The organism is Gordonia hongkongensis (genome assembly GCF_023078355.1).
GTDB lineage: Bacteria > Actinomycetota > Actinomycetes > Mycobacteriales > Mycobacteriaceae > Gordonia > Gordonia hongkongensis.
This window is the reverse complement of sequence record NZ_CP095552.1, coordinates 5,113,045-5,135,433: the sequence shown is the minus strand read 5'-3', so window position 1 is coordinate 5,135,433 and position 22,389 is coordinate 5,113,045. Positions and strand designations below refer to the sequence as shown.

General features: G+C 64.1%; 17 protein-coding genes. 10 read left to right on the top strand and 7 right to left on the bottom strand.

All coding sequences use genetic code 11. The features are described 5' to 3' along the window. The first annotated feature begins 30 nt into the window (after positions 1–30). The 4 genes from MVF96_RS23090 to MVF96_RS23075 are packed head-to-tail and all read left to right on the top strand — an operon-like array spanning position 31 to position 5,408. Positions 31–2,370, top strand: coding sequence for a transglycosylase domain-containing protein (locus MVF96_RS23090; protein ID WP_247450644.1), 2,340 nt, complete (start codon positions 31–33; stop codon positions 2,368–2,370). Continuing rightward, complete coding sequence (locus tag MVF96_RS23085) at positions 2,297–3,973, top strand: glycosyltransferase family 87 protein (protein ID WP_374193956.1); 1,677 nt, start codon at positions 2,297–2,299, stop codon at positions 3,971–3,973. Before MVF96_RS23090 ends, MVF96_RS23085 begins: the two co-directional genes overlap by 74 nt. A 52-nt stretch (positions 3,974–4,025) precedes the next feature. After that, positions 4,026–4,964, top strand: a complete 939-nt coding sequence (locus MVF96_RS23080; RefSeq protein ID WP_247450642.1) for an 8-oxoguanine DNA glycosylase OGG fold protein — start codon at positions 4,026–4,028, stop codon at positions 4,962–4,964. 36 nt (positions 4,965–5,000) lie between these two features. Further along, positions 5,001–5,408, top strand: coding sequence for a hypothetical protein (locus MVF96_RS23075; RefSeq protein WP_058252885.1), 408 nt, complete (start codon positions 5,001–5,003; stop codon positions 5,406–5,408). Positions 5,409–5,412: 4 nt separating this feature from the next. On the opposite strand, the gene MVF96_RS23070 is transcribed toward MVF96_RS23075, so the two are convergent. Further along, positions 5,413–5,985: a GNAT family N-acetyltransferase gene (locus tag MVF96_RS23070; protein WP_226511917.1), complete on the bottom strand. Its 573-nt coding sequence runs from the start codon at positions 5,983–5,985 to the stop codon at positions 5,413–5,415. Then, the gene (locus MVF96_RS23065; protein WP_247450641.1) at positions 5,982–7,466 is read right to left on the bottom strand and encodes a hypothetical protein; all 1,485 of its coding nucleotides are present in this window, start codon (positions 7,464–7,466) and stop codon (positions 5,982–5,984) included. Before MVF96_RS23065 ends, MVF96_RS23070 begins: the two co-directional genes overlap by 4 nt. Positions 7,467–7,633: 167 nt before the next feature. On the opposite strand from MVF96_RS23065, the gene rpsF reads away from it, so the two are divergent. The 4 genes from rpsF to rplI all read left to right on the top strand — a co-directional run bounded on the left by rpsF (position 7,634) and on the right by rplI (position 9,370). Continuing rightward, positions 7,634–7,915 (top strand): 30S ribosomal protein S6, encoded by a 282-nt coding sequence (gene rpsF / locus MVF96_RS23060; protein WP_058252882.1) that lies wholly within the window; start codon positions 7,634–7,636, stop codon positions 7,913–7,915. 114 nt (positions 7,916–8,029) lie between these two features. Further along, complete coding sequence (locus tag MVF96_RS23055) at positions 8,030–8,551, top strand: single-stranded DNA-binding protein (RefSeq protein ID WP_058252881.1); 522 nt, start codon at positions 8,030–8,032, stop codon at positions 8,549–8,551. A gap of 86 nt (positions 8,552–8,637) precedes the next feature. Then, entirely contained in the window at positions 8,638–8,895 is a 258-nt protein-coding gene (rpsR, locus tag MVF96_RS23050; protein ID WP_004020662.1) for a 30S ribosomal protein S18, read from the top strand. Positions 8,896–8,914: 19 nt separating this feature from the next. Continuing rightward, on the top strand, positions 8,915–9,370 hold the full coding sequence (rplI, locus tag MVF96_RS23045; RefSeq protein ID WP_058252880.1) for a 50S ribosomal protein L9: 456 nt from the start codon (positions 8,915–8,917) through the stop codon (positions 9,368–9,370). An 82-nt stretch (positions 9,371–9,452) separates the two neighbouring features. Here the strand turns inward: rplI and MVF96_RS23040 are convergent, their stop codons facing one another. Continuing rightward, positions 9,453–10,115: a hypothetical protein gene (locus tag MVF96_RS23040; RefSeq protein ID WP_247450640.1), complete on the bottom strand. Its 663-nt coding sequence runs from the start codon at positions 10,113–10,115 to the stop codon at positions 9,453–9,455. Positions 10,116–10,685: 570 nt separating this feature from the next. Between MVF96_RS23040 and dnaB the strand changes: the two genes are divergently transcribed. Next, positions 10,686–12,914 (top strand): replicative DNA helicase, encoded by a 2,229-nt coding sequence (gene dnaB / locus MVF96_RS23035; RefSeq protein WP_065629486.1) that lies wholly within the window; start codon positions 10,686–10,688, stop codon positions 12,912–12,914. A 103-nt stretch (positions 12,915–13,017) separates the two neighbouring features. Here dnaB and MVF96_RS23030 read toward each other — a convergent pair whose 3' ends face one another. The 4 genes from MVF96_RS23030 to MVF96_RS23015 form a co-directional block, all read right to left on the bottom strand. Further along, positions 13,018–14,373 (bottom strand): hypothetical protein, encoded by a 1,356-nt coding sequence (locus tag MVF96_RS23030; protein ID WP_247450638.1) that lies wholly within the window; start codon positions 14,371–14,373, stop codon positions 13,018–13,020. Between the two features lie 2 nt (positions 14,374–14,375). Further along, positions 14,376–16,142, bottom strand: a complete 1,767-nt coding sequence (locus MVF96_RS23025; protein ID WP_272498656.1) for an Hsp70 family protein — start codon at positions 16,140–16,142, stop codon at positions 14,376–14,378. Continuing rightward, complete coding sequence (locus MVF96_RS23020) at positions 16,139–17,155, bottom strand: ATP synthase subunit B family protein (RefSeq protein ID WP_247450635.1); 1,017 nt, start codon at positions 17,153–17,155, stop codon at positions 16,139–16,141. Before MVF96_RS23020 ends, MVF96_RS23025 begins: the two co-directional genes overlap by 4 nt. A gap of 113 nt (positions 17,156–17,268) precedes the next feature. After that, complete coding sequence (locus MVF96_RS23015; protein WP_247450633.1) at positions 17,269–18,600, bottom strand: hypothetical protein; 1,332 nt, start codon at positions 18,598–18,600, stop codon at positions 17,269–17,271. Between the two features lie 196 nt (positions 18,601–18,796). Here MVF96_RS23015 and MVF96_RS23010 point away from each other — a divergent pair, with 196 nt between their 5' ends. Next, a complete protein-coding gene (locus MVF96_RS23010; RefSeq protein WP_247450632.1) occupies positions 18,797–22,207 on the top strand; it encodes a helicase-related protein in 3,411 nt (1,136 codons plus the stop codon). Positions 22,208–22,389 lie beyond the last annotated feature (182 nt).

Genomic DNA, 22,389 nt, shown 5'->3' with positions numbered 1-22,389 from the left:
TGTCCGTGCGACCCGGTAGGAAGGTGGACGATGAGCGAGGCAAGTGGTTCTTCGCCCACGCCGCGACGCACCGGAGTCCGACCCGGTCCGGGCGGCGGCGGTCAGAACAGGAGTCAGACAGCGACACGACACCGACGGTTCGCGTGGGCGCTGGGGATCGTGGGCGCCATCGTGCCGGCGATCGTGCTGGTGCTCATCATCGCGTTCGCGGCCATCTACTTCACCGCCGAGATCCCCGAACCGGAGGTGAGCCAGAAGGCCACCATCGTCGACACGTCCGGGCGGACCCTCGCAGACGTCACCTCGCCCGACGGCAACCGCACGGTCGTCCCGTTCGACGAGATCCCCGAGACGATGAAGCAGGCGATCGTCGCCGCCGAGGACCGGGAGTTCTGGACCAACAACGGCTTCTCGCCCCGCGGCCTGTCCCGCGCTGCCATCGGTCAGATCACCGGCAACCAGACCGCCGGCGGTGGCTCGACCATCACGCAGCAGTACGTCAAGAACGCGATCGTCGGTGACGAGGTCAGCTACTCCCGGAAGTTCAAAGAGCTCGCGATCGCCGCGAAGATGAACGACCGGCACGGCTGGTCGAAGGAGAAGATCCTCGAGGCCTACCTCAACACGATCTACTTCGGCCGGGGCGCCTACGGCGTCGCGGTGGCCGCGCAGAAGTTCTTCAACAAGTCGATCACCGACAAGCGTCGCGCCGAGCGCAACCCGCTCACCTTCGAAGAGGCCGCGCTGTTGTCGGCGGTCATCCGCGCGCCGTCCTACTACGACCCGGACACCAACCGCGAGGTCACCGAGGCGCGCTGGCGTTACGTCCTCGACGGCATGGTCGCGACCGGTGCGATCACCCGCGCGCAGGCCGACAACGCGGTCTTCCCCAAGACCGTCAAGGCGCGTATCAGCGACTCCGACGAGACCCCCGGGCCCAACGGCCTCATCAAGCGACAGGTCCTCGCCGAGCTGAACCGCATCGGCATCACCGACAAGCAACTGCGGACCGGCGGTCTCAAGATCAGCACCACGATCGACCCGCAGGTCCAGAACGGCGTCGTCCAGGCGGCCTGCCGCAAGAACCGGATCTACAAGTGCCCCGAAGGTGAGCTGAACGGCGAACCGGATGATCTGCTCGCGTCGGTGGTATCCATCGATCCGCAGACCGGCGGGGTGCGCGGTTACTACGGCGGCGACAACCCGGGCGGCTGGGACCTCGCCCAGGCGGGCCTGCAGACCGGGTCGTCGTTCAAGGTGTTCGCGCTCGTCGCGGCGCTCGAACAGGACATCCCGTTGTCGAAGACCTACAGCTCCGCGCCGTTCCAGGCCAGCGGCGAACTCACCGTCGAGAACTCCGACGGTGAGAGCTGCGGTACCTGCAACCTCGCGACGGCGATGAAGATGTCCCTCAACACGGTGTACTACCGCCTGATGATGGACCTCGACGGCGGTGCCCGGGCGGTCGCCGACGCCGCGCACCGCGCGGGTGTGGCCGAGTCCTTCGGCAACATCGAGCACACCCTGCAGGAGGCCAACGGCGAGCCCGAGGGCGGTGTGGTCCTGGGCCAGTATCAGTCCCGGGTCATCGACATGGCCTCGGCCTACGCCACGCTCGCGGCCTCGGGTGTCTACCACGAGCCGCACTTCGTCCAGAAGGTCGTCGACGCCAAGGGGCAGGTCCTCTACGAGCGCAAGACCGAGGGCAAGCGCGTCTTCCCCGCGAAGGTCGCCGACAACGTCAGCGCGGCGCTCGAACCGGTGGCGGCGTACTCCAACGGCAACTCGCTCTACGACTCCTCGCTCGGTTCGCGGCCGTCGGCGGCCAAGACCGGCACCGTCCAGCTCGGCGACACCGGGCAGAACAAGGACGCGTGGATGGTCGGGTACACCCCGCAGCTGTCGACCGCGGTGTGGGTCGGCACCAGCGACGGCACCGCCCTGACGAACTACAACGGCGCGTCGATCTACGGCAGCGGCCTGCCGTCGTCGATCTGGAAGTCGGCGATGGATGCCGCGCTCGAGGGCAAGGAGATCAAGCAGTTCCCCGAGCCGGAATCGGTCGGCGGCGTGGCGGGCGTGCCGTACGAGGCGCCGGCCACCACGTACGCGCCGTCGCAGCCCCGACGTGGGCCTTCCATACCGAACTTCGACATCCCCGACCAGGGCGGTGACGGCAACCTCACCCTCGCACCAGGCGTGACGATCCCGATCCCGGGCGCTCCGCGCAACGGCGGCGGTGGTGGCGCCGGCGGCGGGAACAGCCCCGGTGGTGGCGACGCCGGCGGTGGCGACGGTGGCGACCTCGGCGGCATACCCGGCGGCGGTGGAGACGGTGGCGGAGGAGTCCCTGAACCGCCCATCGGCTGACCCGGACCCGGCCGACTCCGCGGCGAGCGGCTCCGAACCCGTCTGGGACAGCCCTGCACCACTGGCGATCGATCAGCGCGTCGATGACGCGCGCGTCCTCCCGACGCGCACGGACGGTCTGGTGCGAGAGGCGAGTTCGCTCGTCGGTGGGCCGGTCGGGGCACACGCCGTCATCGGGCGGGGTCGGCGTCTGACACCGCTGCGAGTGTTGTTCGCGCTCGCGTTGTGCGGACTCGCGCTCGGCTGGTTCGGCAAGGCCGGGTGTCTGCAGCAGGCGCCGGCCGACTCCGGGGCCAACGGCGCGAGCGCCGAGATGCGACTCGACTGGGACGATCAGCGCCAGTTCACCAACCTCTGCTACTCCGACGTGATCAGCCTGTTCGGGGCGGAACGCCTCAACCGGGGAGCGCTGCCCTACCGCGACTTCTGGTTCCAGGAGGGCTCCGAAGGCGAGACCATCAAGCGGTACATGGAGTATCCGGTCGTCACCGGGATGTTCATGTACGGCGCGGCGCAGCTGACGCAGGGCTGGGTCTGGGCCGAGGCCAACTGGGGTGTCCCCGGCGCGCTCGACGTCGTGCTGTTCTTCACCATCGCCGCCCTGGCGTTGGCGGCGTTCTGGCTCGTGACCGTCTGGGCGACGGCCCTCACCGCGCGAACCCGCATGTGGACGGTATGGCTGGTGGCGCTGTCCCCCCTCGTCGTCGTCCACGCGTTCACCAACTTCGACGCCATCGCCACCGCGGCCGTCGCGGTGGCCCTGCTGGCCTGGTCGCGGGAGAAATTCTGGGTGGCCGGCCTGTTCATCGGGCTCGGCGCGGCCGCGAAGCTGTATCCCGCACTCCTGTTGGTGGTGCTGGGTGCGCTCTGTCTGCGCAGCGGGAGAGTCCGCGAGTTCGGGATCACGGCTGCGACGGCGATCGGCGCCTGGCTGGCGGTCAACCTGCCGATCCTGATCCCGTTCCCGACGGGGTGGTGGGAGTTCTTCCGATTCAACGGCGATCGGTCGGCGGACCCCGACACCATCTACCGGATCGTGGCCGACTCGGCTGGTTTCACATGGAACATCGGTTATCTGAACGCGTTGTCGGTGGGGTTGACGGTCGCCGTGATCGCGGCGGTGGCCGCGATCGGAATCCTCGCGCCGCACCGACCCCGCGTGGCCCAGATGACCTTTCTCGCGGTGGCGGGGTTCCTGCTGGTGAACAAGGTGTGGAGTCCCCAGTACTCGCTGTGGCTGGTTCCGCTTGCCGTGCTTGCCATTCCACATACTCGACTGCTGCTGGCCTGGATGACGCTCGACGCCCTGATCTGGGTGCCGCGGATGAGTCTGTTCCTGGAGGCCGAACGTCGCTGGCTTCCCGACCAGTGGTTCACCGCCGCCGTCGTGCTCCGCGGACTGATGGTGCTGGTCCTCTGTGCCGTCGTCCTCTGGCAGATCTGGCATCCGCGCGACGACCTCGTCCGCCGCGGGAACGACGGCCGATGGTACGACGACCCGGCCGGTGGTGTCCTCGACGGTGCTCCCGACCGGATCGGCCGCCGGGCGAGGACGCTCGGCACCGCGGATGGTCCTCGGGAACCGGCCCCGGTGGGCGGATGACGGTCACCGAACGCGACGGAACCGAACCGGACCCCGCTGCGTCCAAACGACCATGAAGCACACCACACTCGCACTCCCCGACGATCTCACCGACTGGCTCTCGGCGAGCGACCGGGCCGCCGAACTGCACTCCGACACCGTCGCCGTCGACCGGCAGTGGTGGACGGACGCGCTCGCCGAACACGGACTCCCGGATTCGTTGCTCAGCAACGAGATCAACAGAGCAGACCTGTTCGCGCTGGGGTCTCGGGCCACCGACTCGCCCGACGACGCGATTGCGTTGCTGTGGAACGTCGTCGCGTTCTGTCTCGGCCGCCGCACCTCCGACGGCAAGAAGCGGATCGCCGCGGTGTCCGCCGACCGGAAGTACCTCGGCGGGCTGCTGAGAGACGCGGCCGAGACGGGCCGCGAGGAGCCCGGCGCGGCGTATGCAATGCTTCGGCCCGACAAGGGCGGCAACATGATCGAGCGTCTGGGTCCGGCCGGTTTCACCTGGTTTCTCTACTTCGCGGGCGCCGGGGAGCCGAAACATCCGAGTCCGGTCCTCGAGAGCAAAGTGGCCAGGTCGCTGCGCCGTGCCGGCTGGCGGGACCTTCGCGAGTCGACGTGGACCGCGGCCGACTACGTCGCCTACTCGAAGGTCGTCGACGGGTGGCGTGCGGATGCGGGCATCGACCGCAACGACGTCATCGTGCGGGGCCTCTTCGCCATCTCGCCGCCGAGCGGCTGGGATCATCCGTGGCAGGCATGGGAACGACAGACGTGGGAACGCGAGAACTGGGTGAGGGGACCGTTGACGACGGACGACCTGCGCGCCGTACACCGCTGGCTGTCCACGCTCGCCGCGCTCACCTCCAGATCGGCTGCCGCACACGAGGAGTTCGAGCGGCTGGGGCACAAGATCAACACCGCACTAGGAGGTGAGGTCGGTGAGATCAGGGCGTCGCTCGAGGGCGATCGCTACCGGCACTCCTACCACGGGGAGTACTGACGGTTGGGTGACCGCTCCGGTGGGTAATGACGGATCATGTCGGATACCGCACCACACATCTCGGACGACACCGCGGAAGCGGTCGGCAAGGTGGGGGAGGCGCTCGAGTACATCGAGCGCGCCCGCGGCCACCTCTATTCGTTCCACCAACTCATCGGACGCGGCGATCTGCTGCTCGGGGAAGCAGTGGACGAACTACGAAAGGCCGGACACGGGGAGTTCGCCGACGAGCTGTCCACCGAGTTGGTGGGTCGCAACGTTCTCGAGGGGCGCTGGACATTCCAGGTCGTCGAGGAATTCGACGACACCTACTGGGGCCCGTTGCGCGAGTACGTCAACCGGGTTCGAGCCGACCTGACCGACGGTCAGCGACACGTGCACGAGGCGCGGATGAAAGAAGACCGGCGCACCCAGGGCCATCCCGAGCACACCGCGAATCCCTAGGTCGTCAGGGAGAGATTCGTTGTAACAGGCGATCTCTCGCCGACGGCCACTCGTCGTCGGTCATCGCGTACAAGGCGGTCGTGCGCCAGCCGTCGCCGAATCGGCGGTGCTTGCGCAGCAGACCCTCGAAGTTGGCACCCAGTTTGGTGATCGCGGCGCGGGACTGAGTGTTGTTCTCGTGGGTGTGCCAGGTGAGGCGGACGGCGCCGCGCTCCTCGAACGCATGGCGCATCAGCAGGAACTTGGCGGTGGGGTTCACCGCGGTTCCCTGGACGCGTTCGCTGTAGAAGGTGTACCCGATGCAAGCTGCCCGGTTGGCCTCGTCGATGTCGTAGAAACTCGTCGACCCGACGACACTGCCGTCGGTGTTGTCGACCACGGCGAACGCCACCCGGGAACGGAGCGCCGAGTCGACGAACCGGCGGGCACTGTCCTCGTCCGTCGGCACTCCGGGGACCCACCGGAATCGGGTCGGGTCGTCGACCACGCGCGCCAACGGTCCGATGTCCTCGATGCTGATCGGTCGCAACGTGACTCGTCCGTGCACCAGGGGGCCGGTCGCCAACCAGGAAGTCATGACGAGCCTTTCGCCATCGCGTTGCGCGGCGGGTGCCGGGGTGCGTCAGCGGACTCCCGATCGGCGGCCGCGTGCACGCGTGCGGCCACCCGGGAGGCCAACGGTTCTCGGAGCGGGGTCCGCGGGAGGGTCACGATCAGGTAGGCCAGCAGGGCGGCGTGCACCCACACCGAACCGGCGACGCCGGTGACGATCCACCACGGCAGCGGATCGCCGGCATCGCGGATCGGGAACAGCCGGAAAATCGTCAGGTCGAGGGCGAGGTCGGTGAGCAGATACGTCAGGATCACCGGCCACCGGACCTTCATCAGAACGAAGAACGGCAGGATCCAGAGCGTGTACTGCGGGGAGTGGACCTTGTGGAACAGCATGAAACCCGCGAGCATCGCGCCGCTCACGCCGATCCAGGGGAAGGTGCCGACGCGGTCGAAGCGGCGCCACCCGAGGTACATCGCGACCCCGAACGACGTGAGGATCAACAGCGGCGACAGCACACTGACCAGCGACTGGTAGGTGTCACCGGTCCCGGTGACATATCGCAGCCCCCAGTACCAGATGGAATTGGTGTCGACGTCGGCTCGTCGTCGACTCTGGAACGACAGCGCCGCCTTCCACCCGTCGAATCCGAGCACCATGAACGGCAACTGGATCGCGACCACGGTGACGACGGCAGCGCCCGCCACCCAACAGGCGCCCGTCCAGTCGAGACCGCCGCGGGCGTCTCGTCGTCGTTCGACCATGCGCGCTCCGCCGGCTCCGCGCGTGAGAACGTATGCCGCCAACGGCAATACGAAGATCCCCGGGTAGAGCTTGAGGCAGAATCCGATCGCGAGCAGAACCGCCGCGATCACCGCGCTAGTACGAAGCGGCAGTCGTCGTCGACGAGTTACGGGGTGGACCGACGCGCCCCATGCCATCACGGCGACGGCCCCGACGGCGGTGGCGACGACCGGGAGCTCCCAGTTGTGGAAGGAGTACAGCACCAGCGGAGGTGTTGCGGCCCAGAGCAACGCCCACCAGCGCACCATCGATGCGAGCAGCACGGTGATCGCGAAACCGAAAGGCGCCAACAGGAGCGCCGACTGGGTGAAGAACTCGGTGTCGGTGTCGGCGCCGACCGCACCGACGAACATGAGCACGCCGGAGAGCACCGGATATTCGACGACGCCACCGAACAGGGTGCCGTCCGATGTGATCCCACCGTGGATATAGGGAAAGACGTGGGTGTTGATGTCGCGACCGAGCCAGAGATACATCAGGTCCGAATAGCAGGGGATCACCGCGTCCGGATCGCCGGTCGGCCAGTTGTCGCTACGTCCGAGTGCATCGAACGGGGCGCCGCCGCACCGCAGCTTCGCCTGGAAACTCCAGAACATCGTCGCGGCTGTCGCCAACACCGAGACGAGGACGATCACGGCCGTCTCACCACGGCCGGAGAGCCGCGCCGACCACCGGCCCGGGGTTGTCCGCCGCTCCGACATGGGCAACAGCGTAGGTGGTCCCATGATGTGTCGCCGAGGCGGCCCGCGACCACGGATTTCTCTGCGAACGGGCAGGTCATGTATCTTGGACCGGTTGCCGACGCAGGCGACCCTCCTGCCACGGACAGTCCGTGGCCGACCTAGCCCATAGGAGGTGATGTGGTCTTATGCGTCACTACGAATTGATGGTCATCCTCGATCCGAATCTGGACGAGCGCACCGTCGCACCCTCACTCGATACTTTCCTCAACGTTGTCCGTAAGGACGGCGGTTCGGTGGACGGCGTCGACATCTGGGGCAAGCGCCGACTCGCCTACGAGATCCTCAAGCACAACGAGGGCATCTACGCCGTCATCGATCTCAATGCCGAGCCCGCCACGGTCTCCGAGCTCGATCGTCAGCTGAAGCTGAACGAGTCGGTTCTGCGCACCAAGGTCCTGCGGAAGTAATCCACAGGGTTTCTTGATCGTCTGAAGACGTCGGTACCGGGTTCTAGGGTTGAGCCCAGAATCCGGTGCATGTCGATCATCGAGTGCCCACCAACGACCCGAGGGGAAACACACATGGCAGGCGACACGGTCATCACCGTCATCGGCAATCTGACCGCCGACCCGGAACTGCGGTTCACGCCGTCCGGCGCAGCGGTTGCCAACTTCACGGTGGCTTCCACCCCGCGCACCTTCGACCGCCAGACCAACGAGTGGAAGGACGGCGAAGCGCTGTTCCTCCGCTGCAACATCTGGCGCGACGCCGCGGAGAACGTGACCGAAAGCCTGACCAAGGGCTCCCGGGTGATCGTGCAGGGACGGCTCAAGCAGCGGTCCTACGAAACCAAAGAGGGTGAACGACGCACGGTCGTGGAACTCGAGGTCGACGAGATCGGCCCCTCGCTGCGCTACGCCACCGCCAAGGTCAATCGGGCCTCGCGCGGCGGTGGCGGTGGCGGCGGTGGATTCGGATCGGGCGGCGGCGGTGGCCGCGGCGGCGGTTCGAACCAGCAGGTTGCCGACGATCCCTGGGGCAGCGCGCCTGCCAGCAACAGCGGGGGATCGTTCGGCGGCGGGGACGACGAACCACCTTTCTGATATCGGTCGGGGCACGATGATCCGCCCCGAACAGCCCGGGAACGGCAGCGACCGTTCCCGACAGCATTGACTGGAGCAACACACACATGGCAAAGGCAAAGCCGAGCCGGAAGCCTCGCGTCGAGAAGGTCACCAAGACCAAGGCGTGCAGCTTCTGCAAGGACAAGAAGGCCGTCATCGACTACAAGGACACCGCGCTGCTGCGTCGTTTCCTGTCCGACCGGGGCAAGATCCGGTCGCGTCGCGTGACCGGTAACTGCGTGCAGCATCAGCGCGACGTCGCTGTGGCAGTGAAGAACTCGCGTGAGGTGGCCCTGCTGCCCTTCACCTCGACCAGCCGATAAGCGGAAAGGATCAGTTGACATGAAGCTCATCCTCACCGCCGCCGTGGAGAACCTCGGCGAAGCCGGCGACATCGTCGTGGTCAAGGACGGCTACGGCCGCAACTACCTGCTGCCCCGCGGCCTGGCCATCAAGGCCACCCGCGGCGCCGAGAAGCAGGTCGAAGGCATCCGTCGGGCACAGGAGGCCCGCGAGGTCCGCGGTCTCGAGCACGCCAACGAGCTGAAGCAGGCCCTCGAGGGTCTCGCCGACGTCTCGCTGGACGTCAAGACCCACGACTCGGGCAAGCTCTTCGGTTCGGTTACCGCGGCAGACGTCGCCGGTGCCATCAAGACCGCGGGCGGTCCGACCCTCGACAAGCGCAGCGTCGAGCTGCCCAAGGGGCACATCAAGGCCACCGGTAGCTACCCGGTCGTCGTCAACCTGCACCCGCAGGTCTCGGCGACCGTCCAGCTCGCCGTCGTCGCCGCGAGCTGACCTCAGCGTTCTACATACACAAGGCCGGGTGGAGATCCTCCACCCGGCCTTGTCGTGTCTGTTGAGCGCCTCCGCTGGGCCCCTATTTCGGCGCAGGCGGACTGGCCGGCAGCTGGTTCCAGTACTGCAGTCGCGGCGGAAGGTACTGCGGTGCCGGGTTGGCGCTGTGGTCGACCGCATTGTTGCCCGGTCGGAGGGTATCCCAGGACGGGAAGAAGAACTTGTGCCAGGCGGGCGTGAAGATGAGAGCGCGGTCGCCGGTGCGGCAGGCGACGGTGTCGCGACGGGGCACGGTGCACGTGACGCCTTCGATGGTGACCCGTTTGCCGACACCGAGGACCGGTGGCCGGAAGCCGCTCTCCGGGCCGAACCGGTAGGTCTGATCGGCACGCGCCCACCACGGGCCCTGCTGATCGTCGGAGATCACCGCACCGGTCGCGTTCGGCGGGGCGGTCGCGGGACGGCCCGCGCAGCCGACGTAGCGGTAGCCGGGACCGATCTCGCACACCCACCTGCCGGTGGTGAAGAAGGACCGTCCGTTGTCGACATAGGCCAGCGATCGGAACGTCGTCGGGGCGACCGGCTGATAGCGCGACAGATCGAACTCGAGGGGCATCGAGGGGCCTGGCGCGGCGGACGTCGGCGGGGCCACCGCCAGCCCGGCGGCAGCGGTCACGGCCGCCAGCACGGTGACCGCACGACGGACGACGACGGACCTCAACCCCAACCTCGACACGATCGACATTGCATCACACCCGAAGGGGAGTCGTTCGGCGATCGCCGCAGAATCGTGCGAACCGGCGTCGCCCGGCCCGTCTGGCCAGGTGTAACGCAGACCACACCGGATGTTCACCCGAATATTCGCCACGGGGAGTTGAACAGGTGTCCGCAACACGCCCGCAAGACGACGCGCCGAAGAAGTACAAAGGATTTCCAATTACTTGATTGTGGAAATCAGTCAGGGCGCTGACCTGCGAAAACTGTGTTGTTCACACCCTGATTCCTCAGGTTGTCCACAAAGGCTGCACAACTCGTCCCCGCGCAACTCACACACCGTCCACAAGTGTTCCCCAGATCCGTCAACAGGTCGGTTTGAGTAGCGGTCGCAGACGTCCTAGTGTCACGCCTCAGCGTCTCCGTCCGTCTCGGCGCACACGACACTTCGCTGTCGGTGCCACCCGATAGGAAGAGACTGACCAGAACACGACGTCGACACCGGGGACTCGCGACGTGGTCTACCGGGGCCGACACCAGACTCAGGGTCGTACTCATTCGATGTCGGGTGGGATCGAACGTTGCGAGAGGTTTGACACGCGTGGCTGTTGTGGATGACCGCGGGCGCGGCCCCGCCGCCGGAGGGCGAGGCCGGGAAGACGAGATCCCCGCCGAGGACTTCGGTAGGCAGCCTCCGCAGGACCTCGCCGCCGAGCAGTCGGTGCTCGGTGGCATGTTGCTGTCCAAGGACGCGGTCGCCGACGTCGTCGAGAAGATCCGCACCGGCGACTTCTACCGTCCGGCCCATCAGGCGGTCTTCGAGGCGATCCTCACCCTGTACTCGAAAGGCGAGCCCGCCGACGCGGTGACGGTCGCCGCGGAACTCGAGCGGGCGGGCGAGCTCAAGCGCATCGGTGGTGCGCCGTACCTGCACACGCTGATCTCCACTGTGCCCACCGCGGCGAACGCCGGCTACTACGCCGAGATCGTCGCCGAGAAGGCATTGCTGCGTCGACTCGTGGAGGCCGGCACACGCATCGTCCAGTACGGCTACGCGGGCGCCGACGGGCAGGATGTCGCCGAGGTGGTCGACCGCGCCCAGGCCGAGGTGTACGAGGTCACCGAGAAGCGCACCGCCGAGGACTATGTCCCGCTCGAGGATCTCTTGCAGCCGACGATGGACGAGATCGACTCCATCGCGTCGCGAGGCGGCATCTCGCTCGGTGTCCCGACCGGCTTCGCCGATTTCGACAAGCTCACCAACGGGCTCCACCCCGGTCAGATGATCATCGTCGCCGCACGTCCTGGTGTCGGCAAGGCGCTCGCGCTCGACACCCCGCTGCCGACGCCCACGGGCTGGACCACGATGGGCAAGGTCGGGGTCGGCGATCTCCTGCTCGACGCCCACGGCCGGCCCACCCGGGTCGTCGCCGCCACCGAGGTGATGACCGAACGGCCCTGCTACGAAATCGAATTCAACGACGGCGCGACGATCGTCGCCGACGAGCAACACCAGTGGGCGGCCGAGATCGACGGCGAGCGGCGGGTCATCACGACCGCCGGCCTGCGGGCGCACGTCGGCTGCGCGGTCGTGCGCAACACCGCGCCGCTCGAGTTGCCGCGCAAGCGGTTCGCGTACGGCCCGTACACGGTGGCGGCGCTGGCCGGGATGGCCTTCGACGATCCCGAGATCAGCATGCGCATCGACGCGGAGGGCCCGGTCGACGTCATGACGCTGATGGCGGACCTCGGTGGCCGGATTCCGTACGAGTATCTCCGTGGTTCGATCGCGCAGCGTCGTGCCCTGCTCGCGGGGTTGCTGGATGCCCGCGCGTCGGTGGACGACGACGGCTGGATCACCGTGCCCGCCGCGACGCGGCACATGACGGCGGTCGTCGCCGACCTCGTGGCCGGCCTCGGTTTCAACTACAAGCGGTCGGCCACGGGGTGGTTGCGCGTCGACGCCGACGAAGATGTGTTCACCGTGCACCACAAGGCGATTCGGCACAAGGAGCTGCGTCGTCGGGCCGGTGTCCGACGCGTCGTCGCCGTTCGTCCCGTCGATCCGGTCCCGGTGCGCTGCGTGCAGGTCGACAACGCCGACCACCTGTATCTCGCGGGTGAAGCGATGGTCCCGACGCACAATTCGACCCTGGCGATGGACTTCCTGCGCTCCGCGGCCATCGGACACGGTCTGACCGCCGCCATGTTCTCGCTGGAGATGAGCAAGACTGAGATCGTCATGCGCCTGCTGTCGGCGGAGGCGAAGATCAAGCTCGCCGACATGCGTGCCGGCACCATGAGCGACGACGACTGGACACGGCTCGCACGTCGAATGGGGGAGATCTCCGAGGCGCCGTTCTTCATCGACGACTCACCCAACCTCACGATGATGGAGATCCGCGCCAAGGCGCGCCGTCTCAAGCAGCGGCACGACCTGAAAGTCGTTGCGGTGGACTACATGCAGCTGATGACGTCGGGCAAGAAGGTAGAGTCCCGCCAGCAGGAGGTCTCGGAGTTCTCCCGTCAGCTCAAGCTGCTGGCCAAGGAACTCGAGGTCCCGGTGATCGCGATCAGTCAGCTGAACCGTGGTCCGGAACAACGTACCGACAAGAAGCCCCAGGTGTCGGATCTTCGTGAGTCCGGCTCGCTGGAGCAGGATGCCGACATGGTCATCCTGCTGCACCGCCCCGACTCCATCGAGCGTGACGACCCGCGAGCAGGCGAGGCCGACATCATCGTTGGCAAGCACCGTAACGGCCCGACCGCCACGATCACCGTGGCCCACCAGTTGCACCTGTCCCGGTTCGTGGACATGGCGCGGGGGTAGGGAAGTGCCCTGGCAGGGGAAACTTGAGACGACTGACCGGTAGCGTGAGATTTGAGCCTAACGAACGCTTTGTCTCATCGGCCCCGCCGGTTGAGGCGGCTGTTCAGCCGAGGCTCCGCAGCAGTTCTATGTGACGACGCTGTTCCTTCTCATCGCGTTTGATGTGCACGCTCACGAGAACGCGGCCTCCGTCCGGTTTGTAGTACACGCGCCCCATATCCTCACTCCCAGAAAGTCCGGTGGCGAGCCTGGTCACCTCGCGCCATCCGGGCAGACCAGCCAGTCCGCTGCCGATGTTTACGCCCATATCGACCTGGACAAGGCAACGCATTATGGCCGCCGGTGAGTCCAGGGCGGCTAACACCTCCTGGCTATCGAGTACGAAATCGATTCGGGCAAACGTAGAGTCAAGAAATCCGGCTACTCCGCGACGTCGAGTGTTCCTCGCTGCACTTACCTTGCGGCGCTCGCGTTCGAGTGTCGTCACCTCGGCGAGTCGTTGTTGAAGTTCTTGGACAGTCTCGGTCAGGACACGACTCTGGTCTGCTGTGGTGAGAAGTTGTCCGCGAAGCGAGGAAACTTCCTGGTTCAGTTCAGTGTTTTCCGCCAGAGCAATTTCGAGGAGTTCTTCGGCGTCAGATCGCTTGGTGAGTAACTCACGTGCATCCAGCCCGAGCGCCGGAGATTGGCTCAGTTCGGTGACTTCGGCCTGGATGGACTTCTGATGCTCGCGCATCCGCTCGAATGCTGCGAGCAGGGACGATTCACGGTCCTCGGTGGAGGTAAGCCGGCGGTGAAGACTCTGAATCTCGTTGATAGAAGACTCGAGTCGCTGGCTGAGTGCGGCGTTCGCGTTCACGAGGTCTTCGATCCGTGTATCGAGAGACTCAGCGGGATGCGTCGGGTTGGCGGTGACTGTGGTCGGAGACTCGGTTGCGATAAAAGGTTCAGGTGGAGTGAGGGCGTCTGCTACGAGCTCAAGCGCCCTGTCGTGGGATCCGACGAATCGCAGACGCGCGAACCAGTCGTAGAACTGGCCGTCTAATGCGGGTCGGTGGCTGACGTCCCACCTTTGGACCGTGATGCCCTTCGATTCGAGCCCTACAACGATCTTGCTCGCTTCGGCTTCGGACGAGTTGAATAGAAGGTAGTGGCCAAAGTCGGTCGATTCGACGGACCAGTCACCCCGAATGCCCGGAAAATCAGGTACGGATGGTGACCCGACTGAAGTCGGAGCGTATGGAATCGCAGAGTTGGGCATAAGGAAGCGATTGCAATCCTCTATCTCCCACGACGATTCTGCGATATCGACTCTGTTTCCCTCCCGGAGAAGGTAGACGGCGCCGCCGTAAACAACGCCGGCATATCCGTTGGGTGTCAGCCGAACTGGCCTTCGTATCGCTGCCTCTAATTCCTCATCGGCATGGGTGACTCTCGCGACAACCTGCTGCGCTCCCATCCTCAGCTCGCGGTAGCGCACCTGCACGCGGGGTCGCCCCAGTGCCTCTTACAGACTGCGCACGGTTTGTAATAGAGGTGCTCGAGCCTCTGGTCCTCGGTCGCTTGGTAGCGTCCCGGCATGCGGGCAAATGCATGAGGCTTGCTCTTGTAAAGAACGTCTCCCGGGATCAGGTCGTCGTCCTTCTCGGCAGCGACATTCGCTCGGACGACAAGTCCTCCTTTGGGCGGGTCTGCAGGCTGATCCGTTTTGCTTGCCGGGTCTGTGTTGTCGTCGTTCGGAAGGGCGATCCCAAACTCAAGGTCGAAATATGATGCCTTCGAGCGATCTGCGCGTTGCGTCGAGAATGCATTGACATGCAGGATCAGGTCATCGTCGATTTCGACGTTGAGGTTGAGTCGTTCGACAAGTGGTGGTGCTGTCGTGTCCACCTTCACAGTTGTTGTGCCCAGGAATGTTCGGGGATCGCTGGCTTGCGGTTGATCAGCGATCGCTGTGGGAGTGACTATCGAGAATTTGGCGGTCCCGTCGGTTGGATCAGTGCAGTAAAGATCAAATCGCTCGTGCCGGACGTCCCCGTCGCTGGGCATCGGTGTGCCAGCGCGTAACAGTGGGAGCCTGGACCCGCGTGCCATCTCGAGCTCGATCTGCTTGGCTAGCACCAGAGTCTGCGAATCGTGGGCGATCCATGCGGCTCCCTGCGACACTATGGTCGCGCTGTTCTTTGGGATTACAACTCGTTCAGGTCCAAACATCTCGTGAAGACTGCTGCGAATGCTTGGCATTGCGGCCATCCCGCCCGCCACGAGGCATAGCGAGATCTGGCCGGGTGCCACGCCGACGCTCTCAAGCAGTGAATCGATCTTTCCTATCCCGGACACGACTAGACGCCTTGTAATCTCATCGAGCTCTGTCCGGCTCAGTGAGTACTCAAGTGCCGTGTCAGATTGTGGAAAGTAGCCAGGAGTGTAGAACGTGACGACTGGCCTCTCGGAAAGATCGATCTTGTTCCGTTCGGCGCTCTGAAGCAGTCGTAAGCGAGCTTCTGGGGTGGGCACGTCGGTGTCTTCGATGCCGTGGCGAATAGCGAAGCGGCCCACTACTTCATCGCGAATCACCTGGTCGAACTGATCTCCCCCGACGTCCTCTGTTGCGCCGTTGCGTAACTGAACTATTCTTCCAGGCTCAACCCTGCACAGCGTCAAGTCGAGAGTGCCGCCACCCCAGTCGACGACAAGCACGTTGCGGCCTCTGAGTTTTCGGACGAGACTTTGCGGGTCGTCCGATCCGCGGATGTATCCGTACAGTGCGGCAAATGGTTCATGGACAAACTGTGCGATTGAGATGTCAGCCTGAGCAAAAGCCTCGCGAAGTGCTGCGCGACGTGGCCCGTTCATGTTCACGGGGATAGTGACCACTGCGCGGTTCGCTGCACCCAACGCTTTCCTGCGACTACGCGTCAAAGATTCAGAGCGCACATGACGAATGACATCTGCAACGATATCGATTGGGCTGCGCTCCACGCCACCCACGGTCACGGCTTCCTGCCCCAGCAGGAACTTTGGGGAGCGCACCGTATTGCCGTGAACGCCCAAGCCGACCTCCTCAAGCGCCTCCCGTGCTCCGCGGCCTACAACCACGTCCTCGCCTTCATAACGGACTACGGATGGGTACGGGAGTCCAGATTCATCAAGGGAGTCGATCACTCTGTCGCCCGAGACGACAGAAATCAAGCTATTGGTCGTGCCAAAATCGAATCCGACTATCACAGCGCTCCTTCGTCAAGATCTTTCAATGCGTCGACTTCGCCTTTGATGGCGTCCAGCGCACGTTCTACAAACTCCTCCGCTACTGAAGTGCGGCCGTTTCGCACGGCGTGGAGTCCGTCGGTGAGCATGCCGACTTGAGATGACAGTCGACGCAGTACTCGGCTGCGTAGGTGCTCGAAGTCGTCGACAGCATGACTGTGGTCGACGCTTCGACCACTTCGCTCGTCTGCGAGTTGCTGCTTGAGCTGGGCAACTTGTGACGTGGACTCAGCCAACTTGGCACTCTGGTGCTCGAGCTCTAAGGCCAATGAATCGGCCTTTGTTTTGGCTTCTGCGGATTGTCTCCGGAGTTCAGATGCTTCTGCAGTGCTGAAATCCAGTTCGTGGTGCGCTCGGCGGAGGACTGATGAGTGGTGGGCTGTAAGTTGGCTGAGTTCGTCGATTGCCTTTGATGATGCGAGGAGTGCGGCAGTCTTCTGGACACTGGGTTGAGTGGGGCGCACCCACACAGCCGAGGACATCGCTTCGATGAACTGCGCGGATGTCCACTCTCCTCGGAGAACGCAAAGCAATGCATAAGCCGAGATCACATTTACCTTGAGACGCTCCTTCTTCGCGGCCGTGAATTCCTCCTCGCCAGCCACGCCGACGATCTGAGGTTCGAGTTCGTTTACTCTCGCCGCTAGTTCAGCAGCCAAAGGGGTATTTGCCGCATAGGTGCCAATTAGGACGTCTTGACGTCCCTCGAAGAGCGGGTGGTGCGCGAGGGCCACAGTCACCAATTGGATGAGCCGCTTACGTACGACAGGTTGTGCACCGAGCGCGGCTAGGCTGGACAACAGCTTTGGTGGAACGTCGACTAGTGGATCGTTGGAAGCGAGCTGGGTGACCTGGTCAATCTCTGCAGCCTCAGCGTCCGGCTCCAATTTGATGGCGTGCATCGATGTCTGTGTTAGGTCCAGTTTCTTTTCGCCTTGCTGGTAGGCATAGTCAAGGAGGGCTGCAATCGTCAACGGGCGCTTGTTAGCGTTCGAGCGCACCTTTTTCCGCGAAGTCTGTGTCGGTGAACTGCTGTTCACAGTCGACTCGGGGCGCGGAGTGTCCGCTGGAATCTCAGATCCTGTCGTCACAGTGAATGTTCTCCTTGGGTGCGAAGTCGGAAGTTCCTGTACCAACCTTCGGCGGCTCTTGCGTGACGAATCTGATCCGCTTCGTGCCTTGCTGCGGCGGTGTCACCGGCCGCTCGAAGGTGTTCAGCGGCGATAAGGTGAAGCTTGAAGGCGTCGGAGGACCGTTGAGAATGAATGCTGCTGATGAGTTCGGTGGCTTCGGTCGCGGAGCCGTCGAGTGGGATTGCGCTCCAAGTGACTATCTGCTCGATCACGGAATCGCTGAGCATGTGGTCGAGGCTCGCGTTCGGCGATACCGTGAGATCTGATGTATTCCACGACGTGCCGTTCAACATCGACTCGAAACGCAGGGCGACTTCCGCAACTCGTCTGCTTCGTGTCTTGGTCATAGCGCGGCGGAACTGGTTGTAGTGAAATGCGACAATCCCACAAATAGCTTCGGCGGGTGGACGGTCGAAGGCGCCTAGCCTAGCTACGGCTTGGTCGTACTTTGCTTCATACGCACCCGAGCCTGCGCTGTTTACGCCCGCTTCTGACTCCCGTTCGCGGGTGAGAACTCCGTAAAGGTAGCTGGCGATACCGCTTCGGTACGTTGAAGCTGTCGCGAAATGATGTGACCGCATAATGAAATCGTCAATGGACCGGCGACTGAGTTCGCCGCCCTCGATGAAGTGCTGCAGAGCAGAGTCGACCCCTTCGAGATCGTCGTTGTCGGCGAGTGCGAACTCAAACTCAAACTTCTGTTCCACCCCGGAGTTATGTAAACCGATGTCGACGACACCACGCCGCTGCGCCGACAGTAGCCGGATCGCCTCGTCGATCGCGACCCTCGCATTGTTCACGGTTACTCGGTCCGATGACCGTATCGCCCAGTCGCTGGGTGACGTTTCCGTGGTTATAGTGAGCCGGCTTCGACCGCATTCGCGGCCGCGTAGGATAAGCAACGGTCGCGACGTTGCGTGGCCCTCGAAGAGATGGACATCGAGATCACGGCGCGTGGCGAAATGAGCATCGCACGTTTGGCACGTGAACGTAGCAGGCTTTTCCGCGAACGGGCCGTGGTGATCCTCTGTCGAAGTATGGAAATCTATGTAGCCGGTGTGCCAGAACCCCATGTTGACTAGCATCTCCTCGGTCCTGTTTTTCGCTGCGGTCGTGCGACGCCCACTGATGCTGATCAGGCTCGCTTCGCACGGCTGAAGGGTACAACAGCGGTACGACGCCGAAGGCCCCACCTGCAGGGATGGAGCTAGAAGGGCAACGGCGCTTGCCCGTTGCACTCGCAATTTGATCACCCGCGGCACGGAGACGGCGTTCAGAATGTTCACGAAGCACGCTCACCCTAAGGCTGTTCACCCGGGCGTTGCAGTCTGCAGCGTGACGGAGGTCAACGTAGCCTCCGTCGACTCGGCCGCGATTTGGGGCGCTACCGCGTTGAAGGGCTGGGCGGGCCAATGAAATTTCCACGAAGAAGTGTCAGTGGGAGCGGGTAGCGTTCAAGGGCTGTCAACAGGAGGTCCAAACGTGCAGCTTGAAGAGTTGAAGCCCGGTCTGCGAATCGAGGGTCTCATTCCCGCAGAGGTGATCACCGTCATCGCTGCCCAGTGGCATGGCACGGACGCACTTGCACTCACCTACCAGAACGCCTCAGGTGGCCTCGGCCAACAGGTTGTGTTCCGCAACGACCAAGACAACCTCAGCGTCGCCGCCAGCGGGAGCCGCGCGTTCGACGCAACCGCCAGTGACTTCAAGCTCGTCGCCGAGGCCCAGCGCATCTCGCTAGCTGGGCTGTTCGATCCGATGTTGGCTGTCGCTACGAGTGACGTGCAGCCGTTGCCGCACCAGATTCGTGCGGTATACGGGGAGCTCTTGCCGCGGACTCCGCTGCGGTTCCTCCTTGCCGACGACCCAGGGGCCGGCAAGACGATCATGGCCGGCCTCTACGTCAAGGAGTTGCTGCTCCGCGACGACGTCAAGCAGTGCCTGATCATCGCTCCCGGTGGACTGGTCGAGCAGTGGCAGGACGAACTGTTCTTCAAGTTTGGGCTGCGGTTCGACCTGCTGACCAACCAGCTCATCGATGCCAACATCAACCTCAACGTCTTCGAAACGAACCCACTCGTGATCGCACGCATGGATCAGCTCTCCCGCAACGAGGCACTCCAGGCCCAACTGAAGGAGACGGAGTGGGATCTGATCATCGTCGACGAGGCACACAGAATGGGAGCGCACTACTTCGGCGGGAAGCTGGAGAAGACCAAACGCTTCCTGCTGGGGGAGCTGCTCGGCCAAATTACCCGCCACCTACTGCTAATGACCGCGACCCCACACTCGGGCAAGGAAGAAGACTTCCAACTCTTCCTCACCCTGCTCGACCGCGACCGGTTCGAGGGCAAGCAGAAGAAGTCTGTCGACGTCACCGGAATCATGCGGCGCATGGTCAAGGAAGACCTGCTGACGTTCGAAGGTAAGAAGCTCTTCCCTGAACGCATCGCCGAAACTGTGCCCTACGAGTTGACCGAGCGGGAGAAGGACCTCTACGAGGACGTCACTCGCTACGTCCGCGAGGGCATGAACCGTGCCGACAGGCTCGGCGGCAAGCGTAAGAACACTGTCGGATTCGCCCTGACTGTACTTCAGCGCAGACTCGCCTCCAGCCCTGAGGCGATCTACAAGAGCCTCGTCCGCCGCACCGAACGGCTGGAGCGCAAGAAGACCGAGATCCTCAACGGCACCTACAAGGAACCCGACGACGTCATCGGCTCGGGCGACTTCGACGAAGATGAATACAACGCCGAAGAACTGGAGCAGCTTGAGGAAGACGTGATGGACGCGGCCACCGCCGCCCAGACCGTCGAGGAGCTCAACGCAGAACTTGTCGAACTCGCCGATCTGATTGCGACCGCCAAGAAGGTCCGCGAGGCTGGCACCGATCGCAAGTGGACCGAACTCTCCACGATCCTTCAGGACAATGCGCTGGTCACCGATTCGAACGGTTGGCCACGGAAGTTCATCATCTTCACCGAGCACCGCGACACCCTTGACTACCTTCAGTCCAAGATCGGCTCTTTGCTCGGCAAGCCCGACTCGGTCAAGGCGATCCACGGTGGCGTCCGCCGAGGTGAGCGGCGCGTGATCACCGAGGAGTTCACCAAGAACCGCGACGTCCAAATCCTCATCGCAACCGACGCCGCTGGAGAGGGGCTTAACCTTCAGGCCGCGCACCTGATGGTCAACTACGACCTGCCGTGGAACCCCAACCGCATCGAGCAACGCTTCGGCCGCATCCACCGCATCGGCCAGGAAGAGGTCTGCCGACTCTGGAACCTCGTAGCCTCCAACACCCGCGAGGGTGAAGTCTTCACCCGCCTGCTGGAGAAGCTCGACCAGATGCGTCAGACATACGGTGGCAAAGTCTTCGACGTCCTCGGCGAGGCGTTCACCGAGACCCCGCTGCGCAACCTCCTGCTCGACGCCATCCAGTATGGTGAGCGCCCCGACGTCAAGGCCAAGATGCACGAGGTCATCGACGCCTCGGTCGGGGATGGACTCAAAGATCTCCTCGACGAACGGGCATTAGCGTCGGAGAACCTGGCCGAGGCCGACCTGCATGCACTGCGCGCGGCAATGGACGAGGCCCGCGCCCGCAGGCTCCAACCGCACTACATCGAGATGGCGTTCAAGGCAGCGTTCACCCGCTTAGGCGGCCGCATTGTGAAGCGTGAACAGGGCCGCTACGAGATCGCGAACGTGCCCCAGCAGATCCGCGCCGCAGGCACAGGGCCGATCGCCACCAAGTACGACCGCGTGACGTTCAATCTTGGGAAGGTGCACGCGGACGAACGCAGCCGCGCCGACCTTCTCGCACCAGGTCATCCGCTGCACGACACGGTCATGGACGAGTCCGTGCGCCAGTTCGGCGGCTCCCTCAACCGAGGAACGGTTTTAGTTTCCTCGACGCTGGAGGAGACACACCTGCTCGTCGGCGTGATCGAAGAGGTCGCCGACGCGACGGGAGGGTCCGTCGCACGCCGCTTCGGCTATGCCTACGTCGACAGCTTCGGCACCGTGACCCCAGCTGGCCCCGCCCCCTACCTGGACTGCGTGGCAGCACCCAAGAACGCCGTCACCGAGGCCGCTCGCATCCTTCCGTGGCTGGCCGACGCCGAAGACAAAGCAACCAGCTGGATCATCGCCAACCAACTTCCCGACTACCTCGCCGACGTTCAGCCGAGGCGCCTTGCCGAGCTGAATAAGGCACGGGATCTGGTCATTAAGCGGCTCGAAGGTGAACGCGACCGCCTCATCCTCGATGCCGCCGTCGCGGCGGAGAAGGAACGCGCTGGTGAGAAACCGAGAGAATCATCGGAGAGCCTGAATCGTAAGGCCGTCGAACTCGACGCCCGTTTACGCAAGAGGCTCGCACTGCTTGACCAGCAGCAGCTCATGTCGACCAAGCCACCACGCATCGTCACCGCAGCTTTAGTGCTCCCCGTCGGGATACTGGAGGCCGACCTACCCGCGACCGCGCCCATCCACGCGAAGGAGACTAAAGAGGTCGAACGCCGCGGTGTCGACTTGGTGATGGCCCGTGAACGTGAACTCGGTCGGAAGCCCGTCGAGCAGGCGTTCAACAATCCCGGTTTCGACATCCTCTCCACCGACGCCAAGGGAGACACCCACCGCATCGAGGTCAAAGCCCGTATCGATGGAGCCACTGACTTCTTCGTCACCCACAACGAGGTGATGGTCGGCAAGAATGCCGTCCCGCGCTACCGACTCGCGCTCGTCCGCGTCGACCCACGCGGCGCCCAGCACGACGAGGTCCGTTACCTCGACAACCCGTTCGCCACCACCGACCTTGGAGACTTCGACGCGACTGGTGTCCGCGGCGACTGGGCGAAGCAGTGGACCAAGGGGAAGGCGCCGTTTTGAGATCAGGGTTTGGCGAGCCGCAGTTCGGTGCTGGCTTCCAGTCTTGGCATCACCGCGACCGCCGTCGAGCGGATACGTACAGCTCGGCCACTTCGCGCGATCATCGACATGAAGGCCCTCTAGGCGTCGCGTGTCCGGTCCCTGCAGTATCCGTCGGGGTCACCGGTAACTTAGATCTTCAA